Origin of the sequence: Brevibacillus sp. NL20B1, from assembly GCF_018195675.1 — a bacterium.
In the GTDB taxonomy this organism is placed as follows: Bacteria; Bacillota; Bacilli; order Brevibacillales; family Brevibacillaceae; genus Brevibacillus; species Brevibacillus aydinogluensis.
In genome coordinates this window covers 1-23,840 of record NZ_JAGTPT010000006.1, presented here as the reverse complement: position 1 = coordinate 23,840, position 23,840 = coordinate 1, and the positions used below count along the sequence as shown (strand labels likewise).

27 protein-coding genes and 2 pseudogenes are annotated in these 23,840 nt (G+C 53.4%); 13 read left to right on the top strand and 16 right to left on the bottom strand.

The window, feature by feature from the left end:
• Nucleotides 1-10 precede the first annotated feature (10 nt).
• Nucleotides 11-1,219 carry an amidohydrolase gene (locus tag KDN35_RS05765; RefSeq protein ID WP_171565674.1) on the bottom strand — a complete coding sequence of 403 codons (1,209 nt, stop codon included), beginning with the start codon at nucleotides 1,217-1,219 and terminating at the stop codon, nucleotides 11-13.
• A 145-nt stretch (nucleotides 1,220-1,364) separates the two neighbouring features.
• Here KDN35_RS05765 and KDN35_RS05760 point away from each other — a divergent pair, with 145 nt between their 5' ends.
• On the top strand, nucleotides 1,365-1,868 hold the full coding sequence (locus KDN35_RS05760) for a molybdopterin-binding protein (protein ID WP_212132345.1): 504 nt from the start codon (nucleotides 1,365-1,367) through the stop codon (nucleotides 1,866-1,868).
• A 171-nt stretch (nucleotides 1,869-2,039) separates the two neighbouring features.
• On the opposite strand, the gene sda is transcribed toward KDN35_RS05760, so the two are convergent.
• Together sda and KDN35_RS05750 are read right to left on the bottom strand one after the other, a co-directional pair.
• Nucleotides 2,040-2,177 (bottom strand): sporulation histidine kinase inhibitor Sda, encoded by a 138-nt coding sequence (gene sda / locus KDN35_RS05755; RefSeq protein WP_171565676.1) that lies wholly within the window; start codon nucleotides 2,175-2,177, stop codon nucleotides 2,040-2,042.
• A gap of 324 nt (nucleotides 2,178-2,501) precedes the next feature.
• Nucleotides 2,502-3,713, bottom strand: a complete 1,212-nt coding sequence (locus KDN35_RS05750) for an ornithine--oxo-acid transaminase (protein WP_171565677.1) — start codon at nucleotides 3,711-3,713, stop codon at nucleotides 2,502-2,504.
• A gap of 226 nt (nucleotides 3,714-3,939) precedes the next feature.
• Between KDN35_RS05750 and KDN35_RS05745 the strand changes: the two genes are divergently transcribed.
• Nucleotides 3,940-5,328 carry a sigma-54 interaction domain-containing protein gene (locus tag KDN35_RS05745; RefSeq protein WP_212132344.1) on the top strand — a complete coding sequence of 463 codons (1,389 nt, stop codon included), beginning with the start codon at nucleotides 3,940-3,942 and terminating at the stop codon, nucleotides 5,326-5,328.
• 199 nt (nucleotides 5,329-5,527) lie between these two features.
• Nucleotides 5,528-6,931, top strand: coding sequence for an amino acid permease (locus tag KDN35_RS05740; protein ID WP_212132343.1), 1,404 nt, complete (start codon nucleotides 5,528-5,530; stop codon nucleotides 6,929-6,931).
• Nucleotides 6,932-7,307: 376 nt separating this feature from the next.
• Here KDN35_RS05740 and KDN35_RS05735 read toward each other — a convergent pair whose 3' ends face one another.
• Entirely contained in the window at nucleotides 7,308-8,525 is a 1,218-nt protein-coding gene (locus tag KDN35_RS05735) for an MDR family MFS transporter (RefSeq protein ID WP_212132342.1), read from the bottom strand.
• Between the two features lie 131 nt (nucleotides 8,526-8,656).
• Here KDN35_RS05735 and KDN35_RS05730 point away from each other — a divergent pair, with 131 nt between their 5' ends.
• On the top strand, nucleotides 8,657-9,547 hold the full coding sequence (locus KDN35_RS05730) for a LysR family transcriptional regulator (protein ID WP_171565681.1): 891 nt from the start codon (nucleotides 8,657-8,659) through the stop codon (nucleotides 9,545-9,547).
• A 59-nt stretch (nucleotides 9,548-9,606) separates the two neighbouring features.
• Here KDN35_RS05730 and KDN35_RS05725 read toward each other — a convergent pair whose 3' ends face one another.
• A complete protein-coding gene (locus KDN35_RS05725) occupies nucleotides 9,607-10,062 on the bottom strand; it encodes a DUF188 domain-containing protein (RefSeq protein ID WP_171565682.1) in 456 nt (151 codons plus the stop codon).
• 84 nt (nucleotides 10,063-10,146) lie between these two features.
• Between KDN35_RS05725 and KDN35_RS05720 the strand changes: the two genes are divergently transcribed.
• Nucleotides 10,147-10,461 (top strand): hypothetical protein, encoded by a 315-nt coding sequence (locus tag KDN35_RS05720; protein WP_230076823.1) that lies wholly within the window; start codon nucleotides 10,147-10,149, stop codon nucleotides 10,459-10,461.
• Between the two features lie 89 nt (nucleotides 10,462-10,550).
• Here KDN35_RS05720 and KDN35_RS05715 read toward each other — a convergent pair whose 3' ends face one another.
• The 5 genes from KDN35_RS05715 to rnz form a co-directional block, all read right to left on the bottom strand.
• Complete coding sequence (locus tag KDN35_RS05715; protein ID WP_171565684.1) at nucleotides 10,551-11,474, bottom strand: S8 family peptidase; 924 nt, start codon at nucleotides 11,472-11,474, stop codon at nucleotides 10,551-10,553.
• Nucleotides 11,475-11,683: 209 nt separating this feature from the next.
• Nucleotides 11,684-11,782 carry a YjcZ family sporulation protein gene (locus KDN35_RS05710; protein ID WP_029099369.1) on the bottom strand — a complete coding sequence of 33 codons (99 nt, stop codon included), beginning with the start codon at nucleotides 11,780-11,782 and terminating at the stop codon, nucleotides 11,684-11,686.
• Nucleotides 11,783-11,928: 146 nt separating this feature from the next.
• Nucleotides 11,929-12,549, bottom strand: a complete 621-nt coding sequence (locus KDN35_RS05705; RefSeq protein WP_171565709.1) for a YczE/YyaS/YitT family protein — start codon at nucleotides 12,547-12,549, stop codon at nucleotides 11,929-11,931.
• 82 nt (nucleotides 12,550-12,631) lie between these two features.
• Nucleotides 12,632-12,856, bottom strand: coding sequence for a hypothetical protein (locus KDN35_RS05700; protein ID WP_171565685.1), 225 nt, complete (start codon nucleotides 12,854-12,856; stop codon nucleotides 12,632-12,634).
• 24 nt (nucleotides 12,857-12,880) lie between these two features.
• On the bottom strand, nucleotides 12,881-13,858 hold the full coding sequence (gene rnz, locus KDN35_RS05695) for a ribonuclease Z (protein WP_171565686.1): 978 nt from the start codon (nucleotides 13,856-13,858) through the stop codon (nucleotides 12,881-12,883).
• Between the two features lie 134 nt (nucleotides 13,859-13,992).
• On the opposite strand from rnz, the gene KDN35_RS05690 reads away from it, so the two are divergent.
• The 3 genes from KDN35_RS05690 to KDN35_RS05680 are packed head-to-tail and all read left to right on the top strand — an operon-like array spanning nucleotide 13,993 to nucleotide 16,542.
• Nucleotides 13,993-14,985, top strand: a complete 993-nt coding sequence (locus KDN35_RS05690; RefSeq protein ID WP_171565687.1) for an ABC transporter substrate-binding protein — start codon at nucleotides 13,993-13,995, stop codon at nucleotides 14,983-14,985.
• Nucleotides 14,986-14,990: 5 nt separating this feature from the next.
• Nucleotides 14,991-15,788, top strand: a complete 798-nt coding sequence (locus KDN35_RS05685; protein WP_212132341.1) for an ABC transporter ATP-binding protein — start codon at nucleotides 14,991-14,993, stop codon at nucleotides 15,786-15,788.
• The gene (locus tag KDN35_RS05680; protein ID WP_212132340.1) at nucleotides 15,775-16,542 is read left to right on the top strand and encodes an ABC transporter permease; all 768 of its coding nucleotides are present in this window, start codon (nucleotides 15,775-15,777) and stop codon (nucleotides 16,540-16,542) included. Before KDN35_RS05685 ends, KDN35_RS05680 begins: the two co-directional genes overlap by 14 nt.
• Nucleotides 16,543-16,584: 42 nt before the next feature.
• Here KDN35_RS05680 and KDN35_RS05675 read toward each other — a convergent pair whose 3' ends face one another.
• From KDN35_RS05675 to KDN35_RS05665, 3 genes are all read right to left on the bottom strand, one after another.
• A complete protein-coding gene (locus KDN35_RS05675) occupies nucleotides 16,585-17,076 on the bottom strand; it encodes an arsinothricin resistance N-acetyltransferase ArsN1 family A (protein WP_249178946.1) in 492 nt (163 codons plus the stop codon).
• A gap of 149 nt (nucleotides 17,077-17,225) precedes the next feature.
• Entirely contained in the window at nucleotides 17,226-18,092 is an 867-nt protein-coding gene (locus KDN35_RS05670; RefSeq protein ID WP_212132338.1) for a permease, read from the bottom strand.
• 55 nt (nucleotides 18,093-18,147) lie between these two features.
• Entirely contained in the window at nucleotides 18,148-18,597 is a 450-nt protein-coding gene (locus KDN35_RS05665; RefSeq protein WP_171565691.1) for a MarR family winged helix-turn-helix transcriptional regulator, read from the bottom strand.
• Nucleotides 18,598-18,766: 169 nt separating this feature from the next.
• On the opposite strand from KDN35_RS05665, the gene KDN35_RS05660 reads away from it, so the two are divergent.
• Entirely contained in the window at nucleotides 18,767-19,822 is a 1,056-nt protein-coding gene (locus KDN35_RS05660; protein ID WP_216369379.1) for a flavin-containing monooxygenase, read from the top strand.
• A gap of 64 nt (nucleotides 19,823-19,886) precedes the next feature.
• On the opposite strand, the pseudogene KDN35_RS05655 reads toward KDN35_RS05660, so the two are convergent.
• The 3 genes and pseudogenes from KDN35_RS05655 to KDN35_RS05645 all read right to left on the bottom strand — a co-directional run.
• A pseudogene (locus tag KDN35_RS05655) lies at nucleotides 19,887-20,060 on the bottom strand (low molecular weight phosphatase family protein); the annotation flags it as partial.
• Nucleotides 20,061-20,262: 202 nt separating this feature from the next.
• A complete protein-coding gene (locus KDN35_RS05650; RefSeq protein ID WP_171565693.1) occupies nucleotides 20,263-20,529 on the bottom strand; it encodes a hypothetical protein in 267 nt (88 codons plus the stop codon).
• A complete protein-coding gene (locus tag KDN35_RS05645) occupies nucleotides 20,498-21,532 on the bottom strand; it encodes a TIR domain-containing protein (RefSeq protein WP_171565694.1) in 1,035 nt (344 codons plus the stop codon). Before KDN35_RS05645 ends, KDN35_RS05650 begins: the two co-directional genes overlap by 32 nt.
• Before the next feature lie 418 nt (nucleotides 21,533-21,950).
• Between KDN35_RS05645 and KDN35_RS05640 the strand changes: the two are divergent.
• The 4 genes and pseudogenes from KDN35_RS05640 to KDN35_RS05625 all read left to right on the top strand — a co-directional run.
• Nucleotides 21,951-22,433, top strand: a pseudogene (locus KDN35_RS05640) (DUF2975 domain-containing protein).
• Between the two features lie 10 nt (nucleotides 22,434-22,443).
• Nucleotides 22,444-22,659 carry a helix-turn-helix domain-containing protein gene (locus KDN35_RS05635; RefSeq protein WP_171565696.1) on the top strand — a complete coding sequence of 72 codons (216 nt, stop codon included), beginning with the start codon at nucleotides 22,444-22,446 and terminating at the stop codon, nucleotides 22,657-22,659.
• A gap of 79 nt (nucleotides 22,660-22,738) precedes the next feature.
• Nucleotides 22,739-23,536: a DUF817 domain-containing protein gene (locus KDN35_RS05630; RefSeq protein WP_212132337.1), complete on the top strand. Its 798-nt coding sequence runs from the start codon at nucleotides 22,739-22,741 to the stop codon at nucleotides 23,534-23,536.
• 11 nt (nucleotides 23,537-23,547) lie between these two features.
• The coding region (locus tag KDN35_RS05625; RefSeq protein ID WP_481752765.1) for a hypothetical protein at nucleotides 23,548-23,840 on the top strand (293 nt) is incomplete at its 3' end.

The window sequence follows — 23,840 nt, the reverse complement described above, 5'->3', positions numbered from 1 at the left end:
TGATCCCCTCCTACCCGTTTGCAATTGGTTGGCCGGATTTGGCACCCGTCCATTTCAATGCCCACCGAACAAACAGGGCAACCCCGTCACGCAGCGCGTCCTCGTCAATGGTGAAGCGCGGATGGTGATGCGGATACACGATACCCTTTTCTTCGTTGCCAGCGCCCAGACAGATGTAACAGCTTGGCACGCATGCGGCGAACGCGGAGAAATCTTCCCCGCCCATCATCGGCGGAATGCGCTGCAGCGCTTGCTCCCCCCATTCCTCCACGATCAGTTCTTCCACCGTCCGGGTGACCCGTTCATCATTTATCACCGAAGCGTATCCGTACCGGTAGTCAAAGCGATACGCGGCGCCGTGCGCTTCCGCAACTCCCTTGACAATCTGCTCCAGCCGCTTCGCCGCCGTTTGGCGAACGTCCTGGCTGAAACTGCGCACAGAGCCGCGCAGTTCCGCCTTGTCGGGAATGACGTTGTAGGCCCCTGTTCCTCCGTGAAAATTGGTCACGGAGATGACCAGTTGTTCCAGCGGATCGGTGTTGCGGGAAACGATCTGCTGCAAATTGGCAATCACCTGCGCGCCAATCGCCACCGGATCAATCGCCGTATGCGGCGCGGAGGCATGACCGCCCTTACCCTGAATGGTAATCTCGAACCGGTCGGAATTGGCCGTGACCGGTCCGTAGGCAATTCCAATCTTACCGACTGGAATATACGCCATCAAATGGATGGCGAGCATGGCATCGATGCCTTCTGCCACCCCTGCCTCCACCATTTCACGGGCACCGCCGGGGTGCATCTCCTCCGCGTGCTGGAAAATGAAGCGCACTTCCCCTCTGATCTGGTCCCGCAGGCGGGACAGCACGCTTGCTGCGCCCAGGAGCATCGCCGTATGCCCGTCGTGCCCGCACGCATGCATGACACCGGGAACTGCCGATGCGAATGGAAAGTCGTTTTCTTCCTGGATCGCCAGTGCGTCCATGTCGGCGCGCAGACCGATCACGGGGCCCGGTTGGGCACCGACGAGACGGGCGACCACACTGGTTCTGGTCGGCCGGGAGAGCTCCAGATTCCCAAACGACTGCAACCGCTCGTACACGAACGCCGCTGTCTTCTCCTCCTGAAACGACAGTTCCGGATACTTGTGCAGATGCCGCCTCCACTGGATCACGTCGTCCGCAACAGAGTCCAGCAGAGAGCGCACGTTTTCCTTGTCCATGACAATCTCCCCTTCAGATGGTAGTTTCCACCAATTACAAATTTCTATATTTTCGGAAAATTTCCTTTACGATGATTCGTTTGCCGCATCCCGGCATGTACAGTACAATCAGGAATAGGATTTCGTATAAACGGAGGAATGCTGGATGTCAGATGTGATCGTGTTCAAGGGGGCCGTATCGTTCCCCATCACGCTGGACCCGAGTGTGTGGATCTTCGACGAACGAAAAATCGACCTGCGCACCTATCGGGGCGAAGAAGAGCAGACGGACGGACGGCAATCCGCCTACCTGCAGGGCACTGGTTCCCAGTGGGACAAGGAACTGCGGGAAGGCGCCACACTGCCGTCAGAACGGCGGAGTCTGGCGGAAGAACGGAAAGCGCTTGAGGGCGACTACGGCATGCGGCTGGCTCCGTTTATTGACAACGCCAAGCCGCTGCCGGAAGCGACGCACGTGCGCATCCACCGCGACGGCCAGGAGCCGGTGACGCTGCCGATCGAAACCGCCAGACAAGCAATTCTGCAGTTTTCCCGAGATGGCAAGCCTCTGCGCGAAGATGGCCCGGTCTACTTTTTCCTGCCGGAGTGGTTGACCGCTGGCGAACAACCGCTCAAGGCCATCACCGCATTTGAATTCGTCACAGAATGATAAAGTACGTCTGGCCTGGCCAGACATGCTGCGGAAGACAACCGCACCCGACTCCATTGCGGCACAGCAAGAGACAATAATCGCGAACATATGTGTGAAGCCGCATCAAAAAAAGCCATCCGCCGCGGCGGATGGCTTTTCTATGATGGATGCTGCCTGGAGGTTTGCCCATCAAGCGCTGAATTGAGTAATTTGGAGGTTTCTCCTTTCTATCTCTTCGCAAAGCAACTCGATGAAGGCGGGATCCAATTGAAGGTCGACAGCACGCTGATACACTTCTATCAACATCTGATCGCTCAAAAATTTCACATTGGTCACCTCCATCTGTTTCATGTGCCCATTGTAGCAGATGGGACGTGCGCGAACAACCGTTCCGATATCCACAACCCATGTGGAAATCGTGTGGGTAAGCTGTGGGCAAAGTGTTGACAACTGGAAAAAGATACCGGTTTTTTCCTGTGGATTCCTACCCAACATTTATCCACATCTTGTCAAAATTTGTCGAACGATTTTGTATAATCAGACCCGACTGTCGACCTCCGCTCCTCCCTGAGGACAGGGGAAGCAGCTTACAGGAAAAACCACCCGGGACCGGGTGGTTTTCCTTTTTGACGGTATGGACACAACCGTGTATTACGCGTTGGCCGGCTCGGTGGTGTGCAGCACTTGTTTGATCCGTTCGATCGCCCAATCCAGTTCTTCCTTGCTGATGACCAGCGGCGGCGCAAAGCGGATCGTCGTCTCATGCGTCTCTTTGCACAAGAGGCCCTGTTCCTTCAACTGCTCGCAGTACGGACGGGCCGCCGTATGCAGCTCCAATCCGATAAACAGGCCGCGGCCGCGGATTTCCTTGATCAGCGGGTTGCGAATTTCTTTCAGCTTTTCCATGAAGTACGCCCCGAGCTCGCGGGAACGATCCACCAGCTTTTCATCGATCAGGACGTCCAGTGCAGCCACCGCGACGGCGCAGCCCAGCGGATTGCCGCCAAACGTAGAGCCGTGGGAACCCGGGTCAAAGACACCGAGCACTTCCCGGTCCGCAGCCACTGCCGAGATCGGGAACACGCCACCGCCCAGCGCTTTGCCCATGATGTACATATCCGGCTTGACCTCCTCCCAGTCGGACGCGAACAGCTTGCCCGTGCGGCCAAAGCCGGTCTGAATCTCGTCGCATACGAGCAGCACGTTGTTGGCTTTGCACAATTCGTAGGCCTGCTTCAGGAAGCCCTCGGGCGGAATGATGATGCCGGCTTCGCCCTGGATCGGCTCCAGCATGAATGCCGCCGTGTTCGGCGTGATCGCCTTCCGCAGCGCTTCGATGTCGCCGTACGGGATGATTTTGAAGCCCGGGGTGAACGGTCCAAACCCGCGCTTGTAGGATTGATCGGATGAGAACGAGGTGACTGTGATCGTACGGCCGTGAAAATTGCCTTCACAGACGATGATTTCCGCTTGGTTTTCCGGCACCTTTTTCACATCGTACGCCCAGCGGCGCACGGCTTTCAGCGCTGTCTCCACCGCCTCTGCGCCCGTGTTCATCGGCAGGATCATCTCCTTGCCGGTCAGCTGCGCCAGTTTTTCATAGAAGACGCCCAGCTGGTCGTTGTAAAAGGCGCGCGAGGTGAGCGTCACCTTGTCCGCCTGATCCTTCAGCGCCTGAATGATGCGGGGATGGCGGTGGCCCTGGTTCAATGCCGAATACGCACTCAGCATATCCAGGTATCTGTTGCCTTCCGGATCTTCCACCCATACGCCTTCCGCCTTGGAGATGACGATCGGCAGCGGATGGTAGTTATGTGCGCCGTATTTCTCGGTTTGATCAATTACCGCTTTGGTCTTGTTCATGTTGTCTGCCTCCTTGAATCGCTTGTTATCTGTAGTATCATTCAAGAACGATGCCAACCGAACCAAATCTTGCCGCAGCGTTGCTATTGCGCAATTCCCTTCCTCTACCGGCAAAATTTTTTTGCATGTCCCCCGCAATTTTTCGCATCAGTGCAGAATCATTTTGCACACGCCTCTACCTAATGGTATGATAACCTTCGTAGAAATGACAGGCAGGTGCATTTTGATGGCGAACGAATCGCATGAAACCTTCTTGCGCATCTACGCACACATTCTCGACAACATCAGCGAAGGGGTACACGTGATTGACGCCCAGGGGACATCCATCGTGTACAACCGCAAGATGTCGGAACTGGAGGCGATGAACAAGCACGACGTACTGAACAGGCCGCTGACAGAGGTGTTCCAGTTTCCGCAGGGGCAGGAGAGCACGCTCCTTCGCTGCCTGCGAACGGGCAAAAGCGTGCGCAACGTTCGGCAAACCTATTTTAACGACAAGGGGATAGAAATCACAACCATCAACAATACCTTCCCGCTGATGGAAGACGGCCGGATCATCGGGGCGATGGAGATTGCCAACGATGTCACCAAGATGGAGCGGCTGATCCGCGAAAATCTGTGGGACAAAAACGGCGCCCGCTACACATTTGACACCATTATCGGCGACAGCCCATCCATTCGGGAAGTGATCGAAAGCGCCAAACGGGCGGCGCGAACCTCGTCTTCCGTGTTGGTAGTGGGTGAAACCGGCGCGGGCAAGGAGCTGTTCGTGCAGAGCATCCACAACGCCAGCCTGCGCGCGGGAGGGCCGTTTATCTCGCAAAATTGCGCCGCCCTGCCCGATACCCTGATTGAGGGGCTGCTCTTCGGCACAGCGCGCGGCGCCTTTACCGGCGCGGTGGAACGGCCGGGTCTGTTTGAGCAGGCGGAAGGCGGCACGCTGTTTTTGGACGAGATTAACTCGCTTAGTATGCCACTGCAGGCCAAATTGTTGCGCGCCCTGCAGGAAAAGTCGATCCGGCGCATCGGCGACACCAAGGACCGGGCGATCGACGTGCGCATCATCGCCGCGCTGAACGAAGACCCCATCGAGGCGATCTCCCAGCAGCGGCTGCGCAAGGACCTGTATTACCGGCTGGGCGTGGTCACGCTTTTCATCCCGCCGTTGCGCGAGCGAAAAGAGGACATTCCCCTGCTTGTTAACCATTTTATCTGCAAGTACAACCAGCTGTTTCAGATGGACGTGACAGGGATCAGCGAGGAGGTCATGCGCTTTTTCCTCTCTCACGACTGGCCCGGAAACGTGCGGGAGCTTCAGCATGTCATCGAAGGCGCGATGAACCTGATGACGGACGAAACGGTCATCACCACCGCGCATCTGCCCTATCACTTTTTGCGCCGCACAGGAAGTGCCGCCAAGGAAAAGATGCCGGTTCAGCCATTAGCGGATGAGATCAAGCCGCTGAAAGAAAAAATGCGTGAGTTTGAGGCATACTACATTCAGCGCGTGGTTGAAAAGCACAAGGGCAACATCTCCCGCTCCGCCAGGGAGTTGGGCATCAGCCGGCAGAGCCTGCAGTACCGCCTGCGCAAACTGGGAGTCAAGCATACGTGAGGTGCGCCAACTTTTTTGGCGAGTGACGAATTTTTTTGCGCTAATTGCCCAATACGTTTGCACAAGCTGACTCTATTTTTGCGATTGTACGCAAACGTATGACAATTCCGACTTGGTACACTCCTTGCATAATACTTGTCCTCGCAGGTTGTACAAGGCTGATTGTACCATTCCTGAATTTCCTGAAGGAGAGGGTTACATGACATCACGAAAAGAGCACCACAACGAATTGAACCGAGCGATGAGCAGCCGCCACCTGTTCATGATTTCGCTCGGCGGCGTAATCGGAACCGGCCTGTTCCTGGGCTCCGGCTATACCATCAGCCAGGCGGGGCCGATCGGGACGATTGTCTCCTACATGGTTGGCGGTCTGATCATGTATCTGACGATGCTCTGCCTGGGCGAGCTGGCCGTGGCAATGCCGGTGTCCGGTTCGTTCCAGACCTACTTGACCCGGTTTGTCAGTCCGTCGCTCGGCTTTGCCGTCGGCTGGCTGTACTGGTTGGGCTGGGCCGTTACGGTTGCGCTGGAACTTTTGTCTTCGGGCCTGCTGATGCAGCGCTGGTTTCCCGATTCACCAGTATGGATGTGGTGCGCGATATTCGGTGCCGTCCTGTTCGTATTAAATGCGCTTTCCGCACGGGCGTTCGGGGAGACGGAATTCTGGTTTTCGAGCATTAAGGTAAGCGCTATCATCCTGTTCATCATTCTGGGTGGCGCCGCCATGTTTGGCCTGATCGACATGAAAAACGGCCAACCCGTTCCGATGCTCTCCCATTACCTGGACAGCCCGCTGCTGCCCAACGGGATTACCGGTCTCTTGCTGACGATGATCACTGTCAACTTTTCATTCCAGGGAACGGAACTGATCGGTATTGCCGCCGGCGAGAGCAAGGAGCCGGAAAAGACGATTCCCCAATCGATTCGCAACACCGTTTGGCGCACGCTTGTCTTTTTCGTGCTGGCGATCTTCGTCCTGGCCGGCATGATCCCCTACCAGCAGGCGGGCGTGATTGAAAGTCCGTTTGTCGTCGTCTTCGACAGCATCGGCATTCCGTATGCGGCCGACATCATGAACTTCGTCGTGCTGACAGCGCTGTTGTCCGTGGCCAACTCCGGACTCTACGCAGCCACCCGGATGCTCTACTCCCTGTCCAAAGACGGCATGGCCAGTGACAAACTGGCGACAGTCAACCACAAGGGGATTCCGATGCAGGCGCTCCTGATCACCTTCGCCATTTCCCTGCTGTCGCTCTTGTCCGGCTTCATCGCAGAAGACACCGTGTTTATGATCCTGCTGTCCATCGCCGGTCTCGGGGCACAGGTTGGCTGGATTTCCATCTCCCTGTCCCAGATCGCATTCCGCCGCCAATACCTGCGAAACGGCGGTTCGCTGCAGGACCTGAAATTCCGGACACCGCTCTACCCGGTGCTTCCGATGATTTCGCTGATCCTCAACATCACGGTTCTGATCAGCCTGGCATTCGATTCGGAGCAGCGGATCGCGCTATACTGCGGGATTCCGTTCCTCGTGATCTGCATCCTCATCTACCAACTGCGGATCAAGAAAAAGAACGGCTTGACGGATCAAAACGCTGCCTGACAAGCGGATGCACCGCTGGATGGTGGCGCAGGCCATTTCCTGATCGCATCAAGCCAAACCAAATCAATTTCGTGTTGCGCGTCTATTCACAAAGAAAAGCTTGCGGCCTGTGAGGAACCGCAAGCTTTTCGTTTTCGCAAGCAATTCATGCTAGCAGTCGTCGTGCAATCATGTGTTACATGGCTACGCGCACGATCTCCGTAATGACCACCATGGCAAAGACGGCAAACCCAAGGGAACTGGTTACAAGCAGCATCCGTTTCAGTTTCTTCATGTCATCCATTTGTGATTCCCTCCCTTTCTCTTGTGCCAACCATCTCTACCGTTATATACGAGCGGGAGTTGGAAAAAGTTTCAAGTCAGCACAAAAAATTTTTCAGGATCGTGCCATCCTCACACAGTCGCTTTTGGATTGAGCCATTTCCTGCTCCATCCGGTACAGCTTCCAGGCTACCCAAAGGCCGACAAACAGGCACAACATCCACGGCAGCCAGGGCATCTCCTGCCGCTGTGCCAGATCATACACCCAACCGCCGGCAAACTGGCCCACGGAACCGCCGATCGCCAGCGAATACCCATTGAAGCCGTAGTAGGCACCGACGTGCTCGGGCGGCGCAAAACGCTGCACCATGTCCATCATATGAGGTACGGCGATCATCGTGCCCAGGGCGAACAAGAGTGCATCGGCGACCAACATCCACAGCGTATCAGCAAACGCCAGCAAAAACAAGCCGAATCCCATGACAAATGTGCCCAATCCAATCAGGGTGAGGCGCTGCGGGTATCCCTCCAGCCACTGGCTGACCTTCATCTGCAGCAAAATGACGGAAACGGAGACGGACGACAAGACGATGCCGACGGCGGTTTTGCTGTGCGTCACGTCCTGCGCAAGTTGCGGTATGGTGAGAAACAGCTGCATGTTGAGGTAGTAGTAGCCCATCAGGATCAACGTGTAGCGGACGAAGCGCCTGTCCCGTACGACCAGCGCCATGCTCGCCCAGATGCCGTGCCGCTCGTGCTTCACTTCGATCGGCTGCAGCAGGAACAGCGCGATCAGCCCGTTTCCCGCAAAAATCGCCCCGGCAAACAGCGACAGGTACGTAAAATCGAAGGCGGCCAAAGCGGTCCCCACGACCTGGGAGCCGACAACGCCGACGTTGGTCAGCACGTTGCGAAAGGCAAACACGTCCTTGCGAATCGAATCGGGAGTCAGCACGGCAAAGGCGGCCGACATGGCCGGTTCAAACAGCGAGCCGCCCAATCCGGAGAGAACGGCCGCCAGAAAAAACTGCCACGGCGCTGTACAAAACGCAAACAGGGCAAAACCTGCGGCGCGAATCAACAGGCCCAATACCATGGTACCCTTGTAGCCAAAGGTGTCAGCCACCACCCCGCCGAGAAAGGCAAATCCCTGCTGCGAGAATTGTCGCACGCCAAGCACGAGGCCAGCCATCGCCACCGTCCATCCGATGCTGCCTGTCAAGTACAGGGTCAGGTATGGAATCAGCGCGTAAAACCCCAGGTTCATCAAAAACGAGGTGACCAGCAGCAGCTTGACGGAAATCGGCGTTTCCCTCCACACGCGTCTCTTCATCTCTATCACACTCACTCTGTCTTCTGTCTGACATTTCGCGATACTCCCAGCTTACGAAAGCTGGTATAATTTGAGAAACGAACAATTTTGCACAGAGTTATCAAAGAATGTGATAAGAGGGAACACAGCGCATGGATTTCGAACAGTTACGTGCCTTTTATACCGTGGCGCAAACGAAAAACTTTACAAAAGCGGCAGAAATGCTGCACGTTGTCCAATCGACCGTTACGACGAGAATCAAACAACTGGAAGAAAAAGTAGGCAAGCCGCTGTTCACCCGGGACAAACGCAGCGTGAAGATCACCCAGGCCGGTTTGACGCTGCTGCCGTACGCCGAACGCATCCTGAAGCTCGCCACCGAGGCGCTGAACGAAGTGGCTGCCCTCCAACCGTACGAGGATTACCTCTCCATCGGCAGCCTGAATTCAATCTGGACCGCCATCCTGGAGCCGATACTCAAGGAGTACCACTACCGCTATCCGCACATTGCCATCAGCACCAAGACGGGGCACTCCGCCGACGTAATCCAATTTCTCCTGGACAACGTGATCCAAATCGGGATCGTCTACGTGCCGCCGTCTCTGCCCAACTTTGAGGTCATTCCCGCCTGGGAAGACGAGATCGTCCTGGTCAGTCCCCCGGACGACTCGATTATCACAGCGCCACATGTGGACGCTCGCGAACTGCGCAACCTCCCTTTGCTCTTCATGAATTGGGGGCCGCCGTTTGACCAGTGGATGCGGCAGACGCTGCCGCGCAGCTTTGTCCCCAAACTCCACGTGGACAAGGCGGAACTGGCCATCGACCTGGTAAAGGAAGGCCTGGGCGTCAGCCTGCTAACCCGTTCGACGGTGCAGGCCGACCTCGCCAACGGAACACTGAAGGAAATCACCATTGTCGGCAACAGACCGCCCAAACGGTCCGCCTACATCGTCCTGCCCCGGGACAAAAAGAACAAGCCCAGCGTGGAAAAATGGCTGGGCCTGATGCAGGAATTCGGTTATTTGCCTGAGCGGGCGTGACAGGACAGACGCCTTCGTCCGGCTTCCTCACAGGGGATCGGCCATATGGCGAGGCAGCCTCATTCCCCCTCCTCCATCAACGCACGCAGTGCGGCCGCAAACCGCTGATCGTCCTGCTGTGTGCGTGCAGACGGTCCGCGGGTTCGCCCGCCTCCCCGGCGGAAGCGCGCTTTTTCGTTTCGTTCTTCCAATTGGAACGTGATCCGTTCCGCATCAAACACGGACCCGTGCGGTGTCACGGCCTTGGACCGTTTCCCCAGCACGAGTGCGGCCAGTCCGATGTCCTGGGTGACGACGATGTCGCCCGCCTTCGCTTCGTTGGCCAGCCTCATGTCCACTGCCTGGGGGCCGGCGTCCACCACGACGTGATCTTCACCGTGAATCTGGTGATGGTAGCTGGCAAAGGTGACACAGCGCCACCCTTTTTCCTTGCACAGCGCCCGGGCAATCTCCAGCGCGCTTCGCGGACAGGCGTCGGCGTCAATCAGCACGCGCCCGTTGACTGCAGTCGTCACATTGGTTCACCTCTTGGCAGGCATGGCCCCTCCCCCTGCGGCTCCTTTTTTGATATGATGTGAATGGAGAGGAGTGAAAGGGCTTTGCGTTATCAATTTCAGTACGACGAACGGCTGGGCGTTCGGCTTCCCGTCCTCTACCACGACTGGGACGAGTATTCGCCGGAAGAACGGGCCAGCATGCTGCTGGAGTGGGAAGAAATTCGCGCAACCATTCCCGATCGCATCATTCAGTTGGAAGCCATTATCATCGAAAAGCAAAAACAGATGTTTGAGGAAGAAAACTTCGCCCGCTCCTGCGAATTGAACAGCGAAATTCACGAATTGGCCAGCATTATCAATGATCTTAATATATGGTTTCGCGTCCAACAAGACTACGAAACAAAAACGCACCAGTAACCGCAGGCAAACACGGGACGGCACAAAAGGGCAGGCGATAAAGAATCGCCTGCCTCTCTTTTTTAGACGTTTTATTAGGCGTTGGCCGGTCAACTCGCGGCCGATTTTTTCCGCGCCAGGCGCAGCGCGATCAATCCGGTCACGTGCGGCGCCGCCATCGACGTCCCGTTCAGCTTTTTGAAGCTGTTGCCCGGCCAGGTGGACAAAATGTCCACGCCCGGCGCCGTCGTCGTCATTCCTTTGCCGCGCGAGCTGAATTCCGCCAGCTTGCCGTTTTGCGCCACTGCCCCGACACCGATTACCTCCCGATACCGGGCCGGGTATTCCACCTGTCCCCCGTTGTTGCCGGCTGACGCCACCATGACGATTCCCCGGTCCGCCGCCTTTTTGACAATCCGCGCCAGCGCTTCGCTGTACTGCGGCATGCCGAAGCTCATGTTGATGATCTCCATGTTGTTTTTGATCGACCAGTTCAAGGCCCGCATGATGTCGGCCAACCTGGCTGTGCCGTCCTCCCGGAACGTGCGCACATCGTAGAGATCAGCCTCCGGGGAGACCCCGACTATCCCCCGCTTGTTCATTTCCGCTACGATGATGCCGGCCACATGGGTGCCGTGCCCGTTGCGTTTGCCCCGGACCAGTTCGATGCCTCCCTTCACTCGATTGCGCAGCTCGAAATGATTGCGGTCTATCCCTGTATCGATGACGGCGATCTTCACGCCGGCTCCCTTGCTTCTCTTCCACAACCGTTCCGCCCCGACATACTTCACGCCCCAGGGCACCTCTTCTTGCGAGTGCACCCTGACCACCACGTTTTCTTCCACGATCGGATTGTGCCGTAAAAAGTGGTCCTGGTACATCTCAAAAAGTTCATCGCGAACGCACATGCAGGAGACGTCGTCAAAGCAGCGCCACGGCTGTTTCGCCGCCCGGGTAGCCAACTTCAACTTCGCCTTCAGCTCCGCCAAAATGTCGGCAAACGGCGCTTGATGATGAAACGTCAAAATCTTCACCTGGATTCCTCCCTGTCGTGACGAATGTCTGCATCATCCTATGTACAGATGCTGCCTTTTGGGTTGGGTGTTCACACAGGAGCGAGAAAAAGGGCGATTGTCTGAGCGCAGTTCAAACTGTCCGCCGCGCTGCGTCACCGCAAAAGCGCAAAGCAAAAGGGAGCGCGTGTCCGCTCCCTGTTTGCTCATACCCGCCAGTTGTGCCTGGATTAGTTGTCGCAGGCGCACCCGACGATCGTCAGCAATACGAACAACACCAGCACCAAGGCAAAATCGTCAAAGAAACCGCCGTTAAACAGGCTACTCATTACGCTTCCCCTCCTTTGTTGGCAACTACTCATACGGTATGAGCCAAACGGGTGGATTGATTGGACGGACGCCCATGTCCTGCATTTCAGCACCGTCCAATTTGGCTGGCCTGACGCTCGCAAACGCCAAAAAAGCCTGCGCTCCATCAAGAAGCTGCAGGCTTTTTGGATTGGGGGGCAGGCGCCATCCCGTACGGTTTTTGCATGACGGTCTGCCAGAAGGGGATCGTGCGCTGGATCAGCGGACCGGTCAACAGCGCGATCAGCACGGTGCCGATCGACACCGGTCCGCCCAGGGCCGCACCCGCCAACAGGACGGTTACCTCGATGGCGATGCGTACCTTTTGAATGCTCCAGCCCATCCGTTCGTTCATCGCCAGCATGAAACTGTCGCGCGGTCCAGCGCCCAGCCGCGGCGAGATGTACATCCCGATGCCGACGGCCATTATCAGCAAACCGGCGAGCAGCATCAGATACTGTTCCAGCATGGTTTCGGCTGTCGGGACAATGTCCAGCCAGAGAAAAAAGTCGAGAAAACTGCCAAAGCAGACCATATTCAAAAACATGCCAAACGTCGGCTTGATCTTAGCCAGCACATACGAAAGCAGGATGACGATGACCCCTACGATTTGCGTCCAGATGCCGATGGTCAGTCCAAACGTTTTTTGCAGACCGATGTGCAGCACATCCCAGGGCGAGACGCCCAGGTGTGCCTTGATCGTCAGTACGCAGCCAAATGCGCCAATGAACAGCCCCAGCACAAACATGGCGTAGCGAACCGCGAGCGGCCCGCCAAGTCGTTTCCCATACACTCCTGTTCACCTTTCCGTTCTCTCTGTTCTCTGCCGGTTAGCGCCAACCGGCCACCACTTCGTGAAAGATCCCGGCACTGCGGAAGTACGCCTCTGCTTTTGGGCGGTTGATGTAGGTTTCCAGCTCGTTCAGCCGCTCTCCCTCCAGGACGACCTGCCGCTGCCGGTTTTCCTCGTCACGGTACTCCACGATCAGGGACAGGTTCTCCCGCAGACAGTGTTCCCGCAGTTCTTCCGGGGTAGCAAAGGTAACCCGTTTCATGCTCTCCCTCTTTCCTGATGATGATCATTCATTATAGCAGGGATTCGCCGTTTCGCCCACTCCGCCGCGCACTCGTTTTACAGGTAGGCTGGCCAGATCTTCCGCCAACGTCGTATTGGGAAAGACGTCCCTGGCCTCCGCCAAGAGATCGGCCATTGTCAGGTCCCCGTCTTCATTTTCATAGCGCGGGCTGAAGTGGGTGAGGCAGAGCGCCTTCACCCCCGCTTCCCGGGCCAGAAGGGCCGCTTCCCGCGCCGTGGAGTGGCCGCTGCGCACGGCCAGCTCCTTGTCCCGGTAGGCGTACGTCGCCTCGTGAATCAGCAGGTCAGCACCGGCCGCCAATTCCCGGACGGCGCGGCACGGCTGGGTGTCTCCGCTGTAGACCACTTTGCGCCCCGGCTGGACTGGTCCGACAAAATCGCGGCCGTCAAAGACACGACCGTCTGGCAGGGTGATCCGCTCCCCCCGCTTCAACGCCCCGTACAGCGGCCCCTGCGGGATGCCCGCCTGTTCGGCTGCGTCCGCCAGAAACGCGCCGGGGCGATCCTTTTCCACCACCGCATAGGCGTACGCCGGCACCCGGTGCTGCACCCGGCGGCAGGACACCGTGAACGCTTCGTTTTCCCAGATGGTGCCTTCCTCGACGATGTGCACATGAAGCGGGTAATGCAGATGGACGGGACTTACGTCCATCACCGCCTGGATGTAGCGGTCCACGCCCGGCGGCCCGTACAGTTCCACCGCCGATGCTTCGTCGTTGCGCAGCGAGCGGCTGGCCAACAGGCCGATCAAGCCGTACAGGTGATCCCCGTGCAGGTGGGTAATGAAGATTTTTTCCAATTGACTTACTTTTAGCGGGGAACGCAAAATCTGGTGCTGTGTGCCCTCACCGCAGTCAAACAGCCACCACTTGCCTGTTTGAATAAAGCGGAGGGCGATCCCGCTGACGTTTCGACGCGTCGACGGAGCACCCGATCCGGTTCCCAGAAAGGTAATGATCATGCTGCGAGTGGTCTCCTTTTCATTCTGACGTTCAGGTGCCTGTCAGGTTGCTGGGCATTCACCCTTTTTTCCGAGGGCGCATACCCTACATCAAGCAGATTGTTCAGGCACTTGCCTTGTCAGGAGGGATGATGATGAAGCGACTGCTCTCTCTGGGGCTTGCCGCCGGACTGGCGCTGACGGCGCTGTTGACCGGCTGTGCCGACGCCCCGGAAAAAATACGGATCGGGGAAGTAACCCGATCGATCTTTTACGCCCCCCAGTACGTCGCGCTGGAAAAGGGCTTCTTCAAGGAAGAAGGGCTCGACGTGGAACTGACCACCACGTGGGGCGGCGACAAAACCATGACCGCCCTGCTCTCCGGCGGCATTGACGTGGCGCTGGTCGGTTCGGAGACGAGCATTTACGTCGCCCAGCAGGGAGCGGCCGATCCGGTTATCACCTTTGCCCAATTGACGCAGACGGACGGCACCTTCCTCGTCTCGCGCCAAAAAGTGGAACACTTCAGCTTCGACCAACTGAAGGGCAGCGTTTTTCTCGGCCAGCGAAAAGGCGGCATGCCGCAGATGGTCGGCGAGTACGTGCTGAAAAAGCACGGCATTGACCCGCACAACGACCTGCAGTTGATTCAAAACATTGAATTCAAAAACGTCGCGTCCGCTTTTGCCTCGGGGACGGGAGAGTACGTCCAGCTGTTCGAGCCGCAGGCGTCCCAATTCGAGGCAGACGGCATCGGGTACGTCGTCGCTTCGTTCGGCCAGGAAAGCGGCACGGTTCCCTACACCGCGTACATGGCCAAACAAAGTTATCTCGAGAAGCAGAAAGCCGCTATCCAAAAGTTTACCAATGCCATCTACAAAGGGCAACAATGGGTGGCCAGCCACTCTCCCAAAGAGACCGCCCAGGTGATCGCCCCCTACTTCCAGGAGGTCAGTCCGGAGATTCTGGAAAGCTCTGTCAAACGCTATCTGGAGCAAGGCTCGTACGCCACCGACCCGATTCTCGACGAATCTGAGTGGAACCTCCTGCAGGAGATCATGGACCAGGCAGGTGAACTGAAACAGCGCGTCGATTACGCCAAGCTGGTCAACACCACGTTTGCCAAAACCGCCAAGGAAGGGAAGTAAGCGATATGAACCAGCTTCTTTCTGAACCGGCCAAAATCGAGCTGCGTCACGTCACCCATCTCTACGTCACGACCACTCGCGCGTTCATGGCGGTCAAAGACATCAACCTGCGCGTGGCGGAAGGCGAGTTCATCTGCCTGGTCGGCCCCAGCGGCTGCGGCAAAACGACACTGCTCTCCCTGATCGCCGGGCTGGAAAAACCGACAGCAGGCAAGATTCTGATTGATGGACGGCCGGTGGAGGGCACTTCCCGCCAGGTGGGCTACATGCTGCAGCAGGATTTTCTGTTCAACTGGCGCACGATCGAGGAAAACATCTTCCTCGGCCTGGACATACAGGGCATCCGCAGCCGGGAGACGGAAGCGTACGCCCTGCACCTGCTGGAGGAAATGGAACTGGCCGACGTGCGCAAGGCGTATCCGGCACAGCTTTCCGGGGGGATGAGGCAGCGGGTGGCGCTGGTACGTACACTCGCCTGCCAGCCTGACATCCTGCTGCTGGATGAACCGTTTTCGGCGCTGGACTACCAGACCAAACTGAAGCTGGAGGACCTGATTTTCTCCACGCTGCGCCGCCACAAAAAAACGGCCGTACTGGTGACGCACGACCTGTCCGAGTCAATTGCGATGGGCGACCGGGTGTACATCCTGGCGCGCAATCCCGGACGCATCCGAAGCGAAGTGGCCGTGCCGCCAGCAATCCGCGATGCGCTGCCGTTTGACGCCCGCAATCGTCCCGGGTTTCACGAGTTGTTTCACCAGGTGTGGAAAGAGATGGAGGTGGTGACCGATGCAGCCACATGAGATTGAGGCGATCCACCGCAACCATTTGCGACGGATGGCGAAACAGCGCTGCCTGGTCGTCGCCACCCAACTGGCCCTGTTTCTGCTGTTCATCGGCATCTGGGAAGGGCTCGCCCGTGCCAACGCCATCAACGTGCTGATCTTCAGCTACCCGTCCAAAATGTGGCAGTTGTTCTGGTCGATGATCCTGGACGGCAGCCTGCTGCCGCACGTAGCGATAACCGTGGGAGAGACCGTTGTCGGCTTTCTGCTGGGCACGCTGCTCGGCACGCTGCTCGCCACCCTGATCTGGTGGTCCCCCTTTCTCTCCCGGGTGCTGGAGCCGTATCTCGTGGTCGGCAACAGCATGCCCAAGGTGGCACTCGGCCCCGTCTTCATCGTCGGTCTGGGGCCCGGCCTGGTCTCCGTAATCGCGATGGGCTGCGCCATCTCCGTCATCATTACCACGATCGTGATCTACACCAGCTTCAAAGAAGTGAATCCTAATTATGTCAAGGTAGTCCAGACGCTGGGCGCCAACAAGCGGCAAACCTTTACGATGGTGATCCTGCCCGCCACGATTCCGACAATTCTCTCCACGCTCAAGGTAAACGTCGGCCTCTCCTGGGTGGGCGTGATCGTTGGCGAATTTCTCGTCTCACAAAAAGGGCTGGGCTATCTGATCATCTACGGCTTTCAGGTGTTTAATTTTACCCTCATGAAGGTAATGAAAATACCTGCATTACTCGTACGCGCTGGTGTTCCCTCCAGGTAAGCATTATCAGCCCTTCTGTCCAAGGAATGTCTCCCCATCCTCTCAAAGAATTTTTTCCAAGGCCATCACATCAACGAAGTTTCCATCCAATATACCTTGGTTGTGAAACACACCGACTACACGGTACCCGCATTTTCTGTAAAGACCTTGGCCAAGTCCGTTAAACGGAAAGGTAAACAACACGATTTTGTGAAATTTCTGGACGCGCGCTACCTCCTCAAGCCTGTTTAACAGTACCTTCCCGACGCCTTTTCCTCGGTAAGACCGCTCAATATAGATTGATAAGTCAGCGACGCCGTCATAGGCACATCGATTCGAATAACGGTTAAGAGAAGCCCATCCAATGACGGCACCATTCATCTCTGCGACAAGAACGGCGTATCGCCCCTGATGTTCATCAAACCACTTTTTGATGTACGTGTAGTCCTTCTCTTCTGATTCCAAGGTCGCGATTCGGTCAGCAATCCCTTGATTGTAGATCGTGAGGATTGATTCAAGATCTGCCGCACTTGCAGCTCGAATGCAAAGGTTCATGACCGGAATCCCCCTTTTCACAGTCCTCCGACTCATTTGGGCTGCAAACAGAATCTTTTGTATCCTTGACCTCTTCGATTTTTACCTTGCAACAAGAACCCTCTTTTTTTCCAAACAAACCTTTCAAGAATCCCATGTTATACTCCTCCTCAGATAATATAGAATAAAAATCCAGACATGGTGGACATGGTGAACACAGATACAACAAACGCTCCAACTAATCGCTTTTTAAAAATAGAGTGAAGCAGTGTTAACTCTGGCAAGCTTGCTCCCGCAGAACTGATCATAAGCGCCATTACTGGACCAAGAGCCATTCCTTTTGCAATCAAAATTTGCGAAATGGGGATCATTGTCGAGAGTCGAATATAGAGCAGAATACCAATAATGGCTGCGATTGGCACCATCCACCACTTATCTCCACCTATATAGGTCGTAATCCATTCGGTAGGTACAGCACCATGAATGACAGATCCAATCGCAGCACCAATAATGAGATAAGGATAAACCGATTTTATCAGTCCCAATGTTTCGGCGAAGGCAGCTTTCAGGCTAAAGGACTTGCTTGACTCGTTGTATCCAGTCATGACAACTTGTTTAACTTGTGTTTCAAACCCTAATCGTTCCAGGGTAAACCCGATGATCACCGATAACACGGAAGTAATGACAGTATAGGCAATCGCTACTTTTACCCCGAGCATTGTTCCCATGAGGGTAATTATAGTTGGGTCTAACACCGGTGATGCGAAAAGGAACACCATCACAATCCCGAAACGGATTTTTTTGTTTAACAAGTTCACAACCACCGGTATGGTTGAGCAAGAGCAAAATGGTGTAACGAACGCGAATACCAATACCATAAAGGCACCCAGGGCTGTGTTTTTCCCCGCCAAAAAATTTTCAAGCTTTTTATAAGGGATAAAGCTCTGGAGAAAACTGATGGCAAACGAGATCACAATAAACAATACCGTTAACTCTAATGCGATCCATAAAAAACTGTCCAGAACTTCGCGCCACATGTTCACCACCCCTATTTATTTGCATTTTACAAGTATTTTAGAAAGAAAAGTGGGTTTAATCACCCATGGGATTGCAGCATTGCTTGGTTCTAGCCATCGCTTGATTCAACAATTGTAGGGAACGAATCACCGTTTCTTTTTCAAATTGGCTCATATGAGAAAAGATATCCTCATAATACGAGCACATTAGCCTATCAATATAATCATGAATGCGTTTCCCTTTTTCCGTTAAGGAAAGGATATGCACCCTGCGGTCTTCTGCATACGGAGTCTTTTTTACGAGTTCTGCTTCAACCAATGCTTGAACCTGGCGGCTGAATGTCGTGACATCCATTCCTAAAATCTCAGCAATTTGTTGCATGGACGGCTGATGGTTCCGGTTGATTTCGTATATGATGTGGCTTTGCACAACCGATATGTCAATTCCATCTACTGAACAACAGTTTTTATTTAGAAGTCCAATACGCCGAGTCATCGTCTGTAAAATTTCACGTATATTATCCATTTCCTCACCTCTTTACCCATTTATACACGAATTACTTGCAATTAGCAAGTTATTTTTATAAATTCTTTATGTAGAGATTAATTGGTACCTATATACGCAATTGTTGTAAGTGAACACTAATAATATTTTTCTAAAAATCACATCGTTATAATCCGATTTTGCGAAAGGAATGATTAAGGTGCCCCCTATTTATGATTGTATTGTCATCGGTGCCGGTCAGGCTGGTTTAGCGGCTGGTTATCACCTTCAACAACAGCAGCTTAATTTTCTTATTCTCGAAGCTGCTGATAAACCTGCAGGCTCATGGCCACAGTATTATGACAGCCTTACCTTGTTCTCCCCTGCTCGCTACTCCTCCCTTCCCGGGCTGCCGTTTCCAGGAGATCCCACTCGCTATCCTGTCCGAGATGAAGTCGTATCGTATTTGATACATTACGCCCAATATTTTAACTTGCCTATTCGGACCAATACCTCAGTTACTGATATTCAAAAGGAGAAACATTTGTTTTTGCTCGCAACTGGATCGGGGGAATTATTCCAAGCAAAAAATGTAATCGCTGCTACGGGCGGATTTAGTCGTCCATTTATCCCTCATATTCTTGGGATTGAACATTTTCAGGGGACCACTCTTCATTCCAAGGATTATAAAAACCCCTTTCCCTTTCAAAACCAACGAATTGTAGTGGTCGGGGCAGGTAACTCAGCGGTCCAAATTGCAGTCGAGTTGGCAGCACATGCAGACGTTACCATTGCCACACGCTCGCCCATTCTCTTTAAGCCACAGGTAATTATCGGTAAGGATGTTCATTTCTGGGTCACGGTGCTTGGGATCGACCAAACTGGTTTTGGAAAATGGCTGCTTCAGTCAAAACCAGAGGGTGTCCTGGATACGGGGAAATACCAGAAAGCCATCGAGAATCAAAAGCCAAGTCGGAAGGAGATGTTTGTCCAATTTACGAAAGATGGCGTTATTTGGTCAGACGGTACGGAAGAACATGTTGATACCGTCATCTTCGCCACCGGTTATCGTCCGAACGTCAATTACCTTTCCTCTCTTCATGCTTTGGACAAAGATGGCTCCCCTTTGCATCATAAGGGCGTCAGTACAACTGTAAAAGGTCTGTATTATGTTGGACTCCCTTGGCAACGCTCTTTGGCATCAGCGACACTTCGTGGGGTTGGGAAAGATGCGAAATATGTGATCAATCATATGAGGAATACCTAGCTATATGTTCTTTCTAAAGTAAACGACCATGAATCGCATGGTCGTTTACGAATGCCCCTACTTCCTAGATACCTTCAGCAAGAAATTTTTCAATGCGAGCTTTGATGGAATCACGTACAGTACGGTATCGAGTCATAATTTCTTGTTCGGTTCCTGTTGCTTTCGCAGGATTGTCAAAACCCCAATGCCATTTCACGATGTTTTTATTGGAAATAACAGGGCAATGTTCATCTGCATACACGAGTGGTTTTTTATCCATGATCTATTCTCCTTTTGTATTGTTTGTATTGTTGAAATATCTCTTATGAAACCAAAGCGTAACGTTTACTACTTCAATCATGACTGACACTTCTGCCAAGGGACCGATAATGGCTGCAAACGCTGCACCCGAATGAATCCCGAACACCCCTAAAAAATGAAGGAGGCTCGTCGCCCCCTGTTTATCCAAACATCGGTTCGTCAAAATGAACATTGCGCGTTGCTACAATTCGAACATGGTCATCATTCTTGGTAACACTCGGACCGTCAGCGTAAATTTCTTGAAACAGCTTTTCATCGGGTTTCGCATATTTTTTCCTGGCCTCCATGGCAGCCTGGACCGCAGCTTTTCTTTTTAATGTAATCGCAAAGTCGGATGGTGAATGAACGACGAACGCTCTGACCTTTCTGCCAATCTTAGTAAATTTGCGCGGGTTGTTGTTCAACATATGCTTCAACTCCCCTTTCCAGAAACGTATTTAACGAACTGAGGATTGCTTGGTTTTCCTTTTCAATAAACTGTTCCAGCAGCGCATCGTATCGTTCTTCAGGCACTTGTCTATTGATAAGCAAATGGACGGTCACCACAAACGTTTTTGCAATCGGAATACAGATGATATATTCGTATTCACCGCGAACCGTATTTTGTTCTTTAAAAGCCATGATGGATTTGTTGGACAAGAAGGACTCAACAACCCAACTCTTATCCTCCGGGAACCTCTCATTATGATCCAAGCTGTACCGTTTTCCTTCATCTACGTCTCTGGCGTGACCGATTTGTACCAGTTCATCTTCAACGAGGGAAAATAGAGTTGCCGCTGATGGGCTGAATCCGTCGGGAGTTGAACAGGAACCAAGAAAGTTCTCCATGACCCGATTGTATTTAATCGCCGTGTGATTGCTGTGTTTTACCAACGAGTAAAGAAAATTGACTTGAGCGGTGAGGCGTTTGTTTTTTTCCATTATATCACGCGAATCCTGTCTGCGGCCGAGCCTGTTGATAATTTCACTGAGTTGATAGGCAAACACACTGACGGCTGACATTGCGTTATCGTCGTCTCGATCAATCTCGTATTCACCTGGAGTAATGCCAAACAAGTCCGTGGGAATGCGGAAGTCTGCAAGTCCTCTTGGCTTGACGAAGAAAGCACGGTCAGCACCAAGTTTTCCAATGGAAAGTCCAAGTTCAAAAATCACATTGTCCCGTGCTGCTGTCAGTTCCGCCCCCCGCAGATATGTACGATCGTCCGGAGAGAAAATAAATACGGCAAAATCTGTCGCATCGAGGTGATTCAACAGACTTTGTAACGCTGTTTGATTTAGTTGAAATATCCCATGTGACCAGATTGTGACCTGGGCTTCATGTGTCAGTGAAGCATGGAGCGCTCGTGCCAGTCGGTGTCCCTCTGCGGAAGAGCCAATGAAAACTCTGGGTTTTACCGCAACATTCATGGTACGCCCCCTCTCACACCGAAAATGAACGTCATCTCAATTGGTAAATTTCCGTCTATTTTCTACATTATTCAGCCGTTCGCCATCCGTATACCTTTTTCGTGCCGATTCTTTTCCTCCACTGTGTCAGCTTCAAAAACCACGCTCTTACCCCAAGGCATTTCCACCTCTTTCCATTTTCGCATATTGGATGCAGAACATTGCCAGACAACTGCTATGCGTTTTGGTTCTTTTTACTATCGGGATAAAGAGCCATTGGAGGTAACGATTCAATGGCTGCTTCCGTATTTGTAAGCGCGGGAACGCCTTGTTCCACAAAAAAACAACAAAAATATATCTTTTTACGGCATTTTTTTATTGAAAAACGATAAATTGAGTGGTAAAGTCAAAGCGAATTCAGCAAAGTGAGGGGTTTTTTATGAGACGAGGAACAACACTCTTTTTAAAGGGAGCTGTTATTCTGATTGGAATGCCAGTTCTCGCCATGTGCCTGTTTTTGGTGCCTGAGATCGCCAATTACGCAGCTGAATTGTATCCGAATATCGCGATGATGAAATATCTCGTTTTTATCCTTTTGTATGCAACAGCGATCCCTTTTTACGTTGCGCTGTATCAAGCGTTTAAACTTTTAAGCTATATTGACCAAAATTAAGCCTTCTCAGAATTATCTGTAGTCGCTTTACAGAAAATCAAATACTGTGCCATTACCATCAGTATTTTGTACATGGCAGGCATGCCGCTTCTCTATCTGATGGCTGAAGCTGACGACGCCCCAGGCATCATCGTCATCGGATTGGTCCTGATATTTGCCTCCATGGTGATCGGCGTTTTTGCTGCGGTTCTCCAAAAGCTGTTGCAGGAGGCTATCGAAATCAAAGCAGAAAATGATTTGACGGTCTGAGGTGAGTAACGTGGCGATTATTATCAATATTGACGTGATGCTGGCCAAGCGGAAAATGAGCGTTACAGAACTATCGGAAAAGATCGGAATTACAATGGCCAATCTTTCCATATTGAAAAACGGAAAGGCAAAAGCAATTCGATTATCAACTTTGGATGCGATTTGCAAGGCGTTGGATTGTCAGCCTGGAGACATTTTAGAGTATAAAAGCGACGAAAACACGTAAGGTTCTAAAGAGAATCAACATAACCGTTTGTGAATCTGCGTAGAAGGTGAACAATTTGAAACGACGATTATTCCATGCCATGCAGCAGCTGGTACGCTTCGGCTGGCAGCAGGCGCTGTCCTGTGTCTTTCCTGTGGTCATCTTTGCCTCACTGGCTCTGACAAAGTTCATTCACCTTCCCTGGCTGCCCCGTTACGACTGGCTGCTAATCATCTGCCTGGCCATGCAGGTATGGATGCTGCGCTCCGGTCTGGAAACACGCGACGAGCTGAAGGTGATCACCGTCTTCCACTTGATCGGTTTGGCGCTGGAACTGTTCAAGGTGCGCATGGGGTCCTGGTCGTACCCGGAAGAAGGCTGGACGAAGGTGTACGGAGTCCCTCTCTACAGCGGATTTATGTATGCCAGCGTGGCCAGCTACCTGTGCCAGGCCTGGCGACGCCTGAAGGTAGAACTGGTTCGTTGGCCTTCTCTCTGGTTGGTTGCCCCGCTTGCCGCTGCAATCTACCTGAATTTCTTCACCCACCATTTTTGGGTTGACATTCGCTGGTGGCTGGCTGGCTTGGTGCTGGTCGTCTTTAGCCGAACCTGGGTTACCTATGAGGTCGGCCGTCATCGCTACCGGATGCCGCTTATCCTCTCCTTCGTGCTGATCGGCTTCTTCATCTGGATTGCGGAGAACGTCGCCACCTTTTTTAGCGCGTGGGAATACCCGAATCAAGCCGACAGCTGGCGTCTCGTCCATGTAGGTAAGGTCAGTTCCTGGGTTCTGCTTGTCATCGTCAGCTTTCTGATCGTCGCCTCGTTGAAACAAATCAAGGAAAAGCGAACTGAGAATGGAAAAGACAGCAGCACCCCCACTCGTCAGGAGATGTAAGCGAAAAGAGGATGAGAGAGCGCAATTTGCTTCTCATCCTCTTTTTGTACTTCGAGATTCTCTCACTCGTATCGCTCTTTCCTGCTGGAAAAGTAACGAAAGCAGGAAAACTTTTTAATTTTCTGAAGAAATACGGTAAAGGCGACATTGCAGATGCAGTAGCAGGAATGGGAAAGGTTTTAAAGCATAATAGCAAGGCTGTTTTAATGGAAGGAACCTCTAGTAATGGATGGAAGCATATTGTAGAAAATCACATAACCGGAAAATCAGGCAAGACATTGTTTTCAAAACATATGGGCGAAGG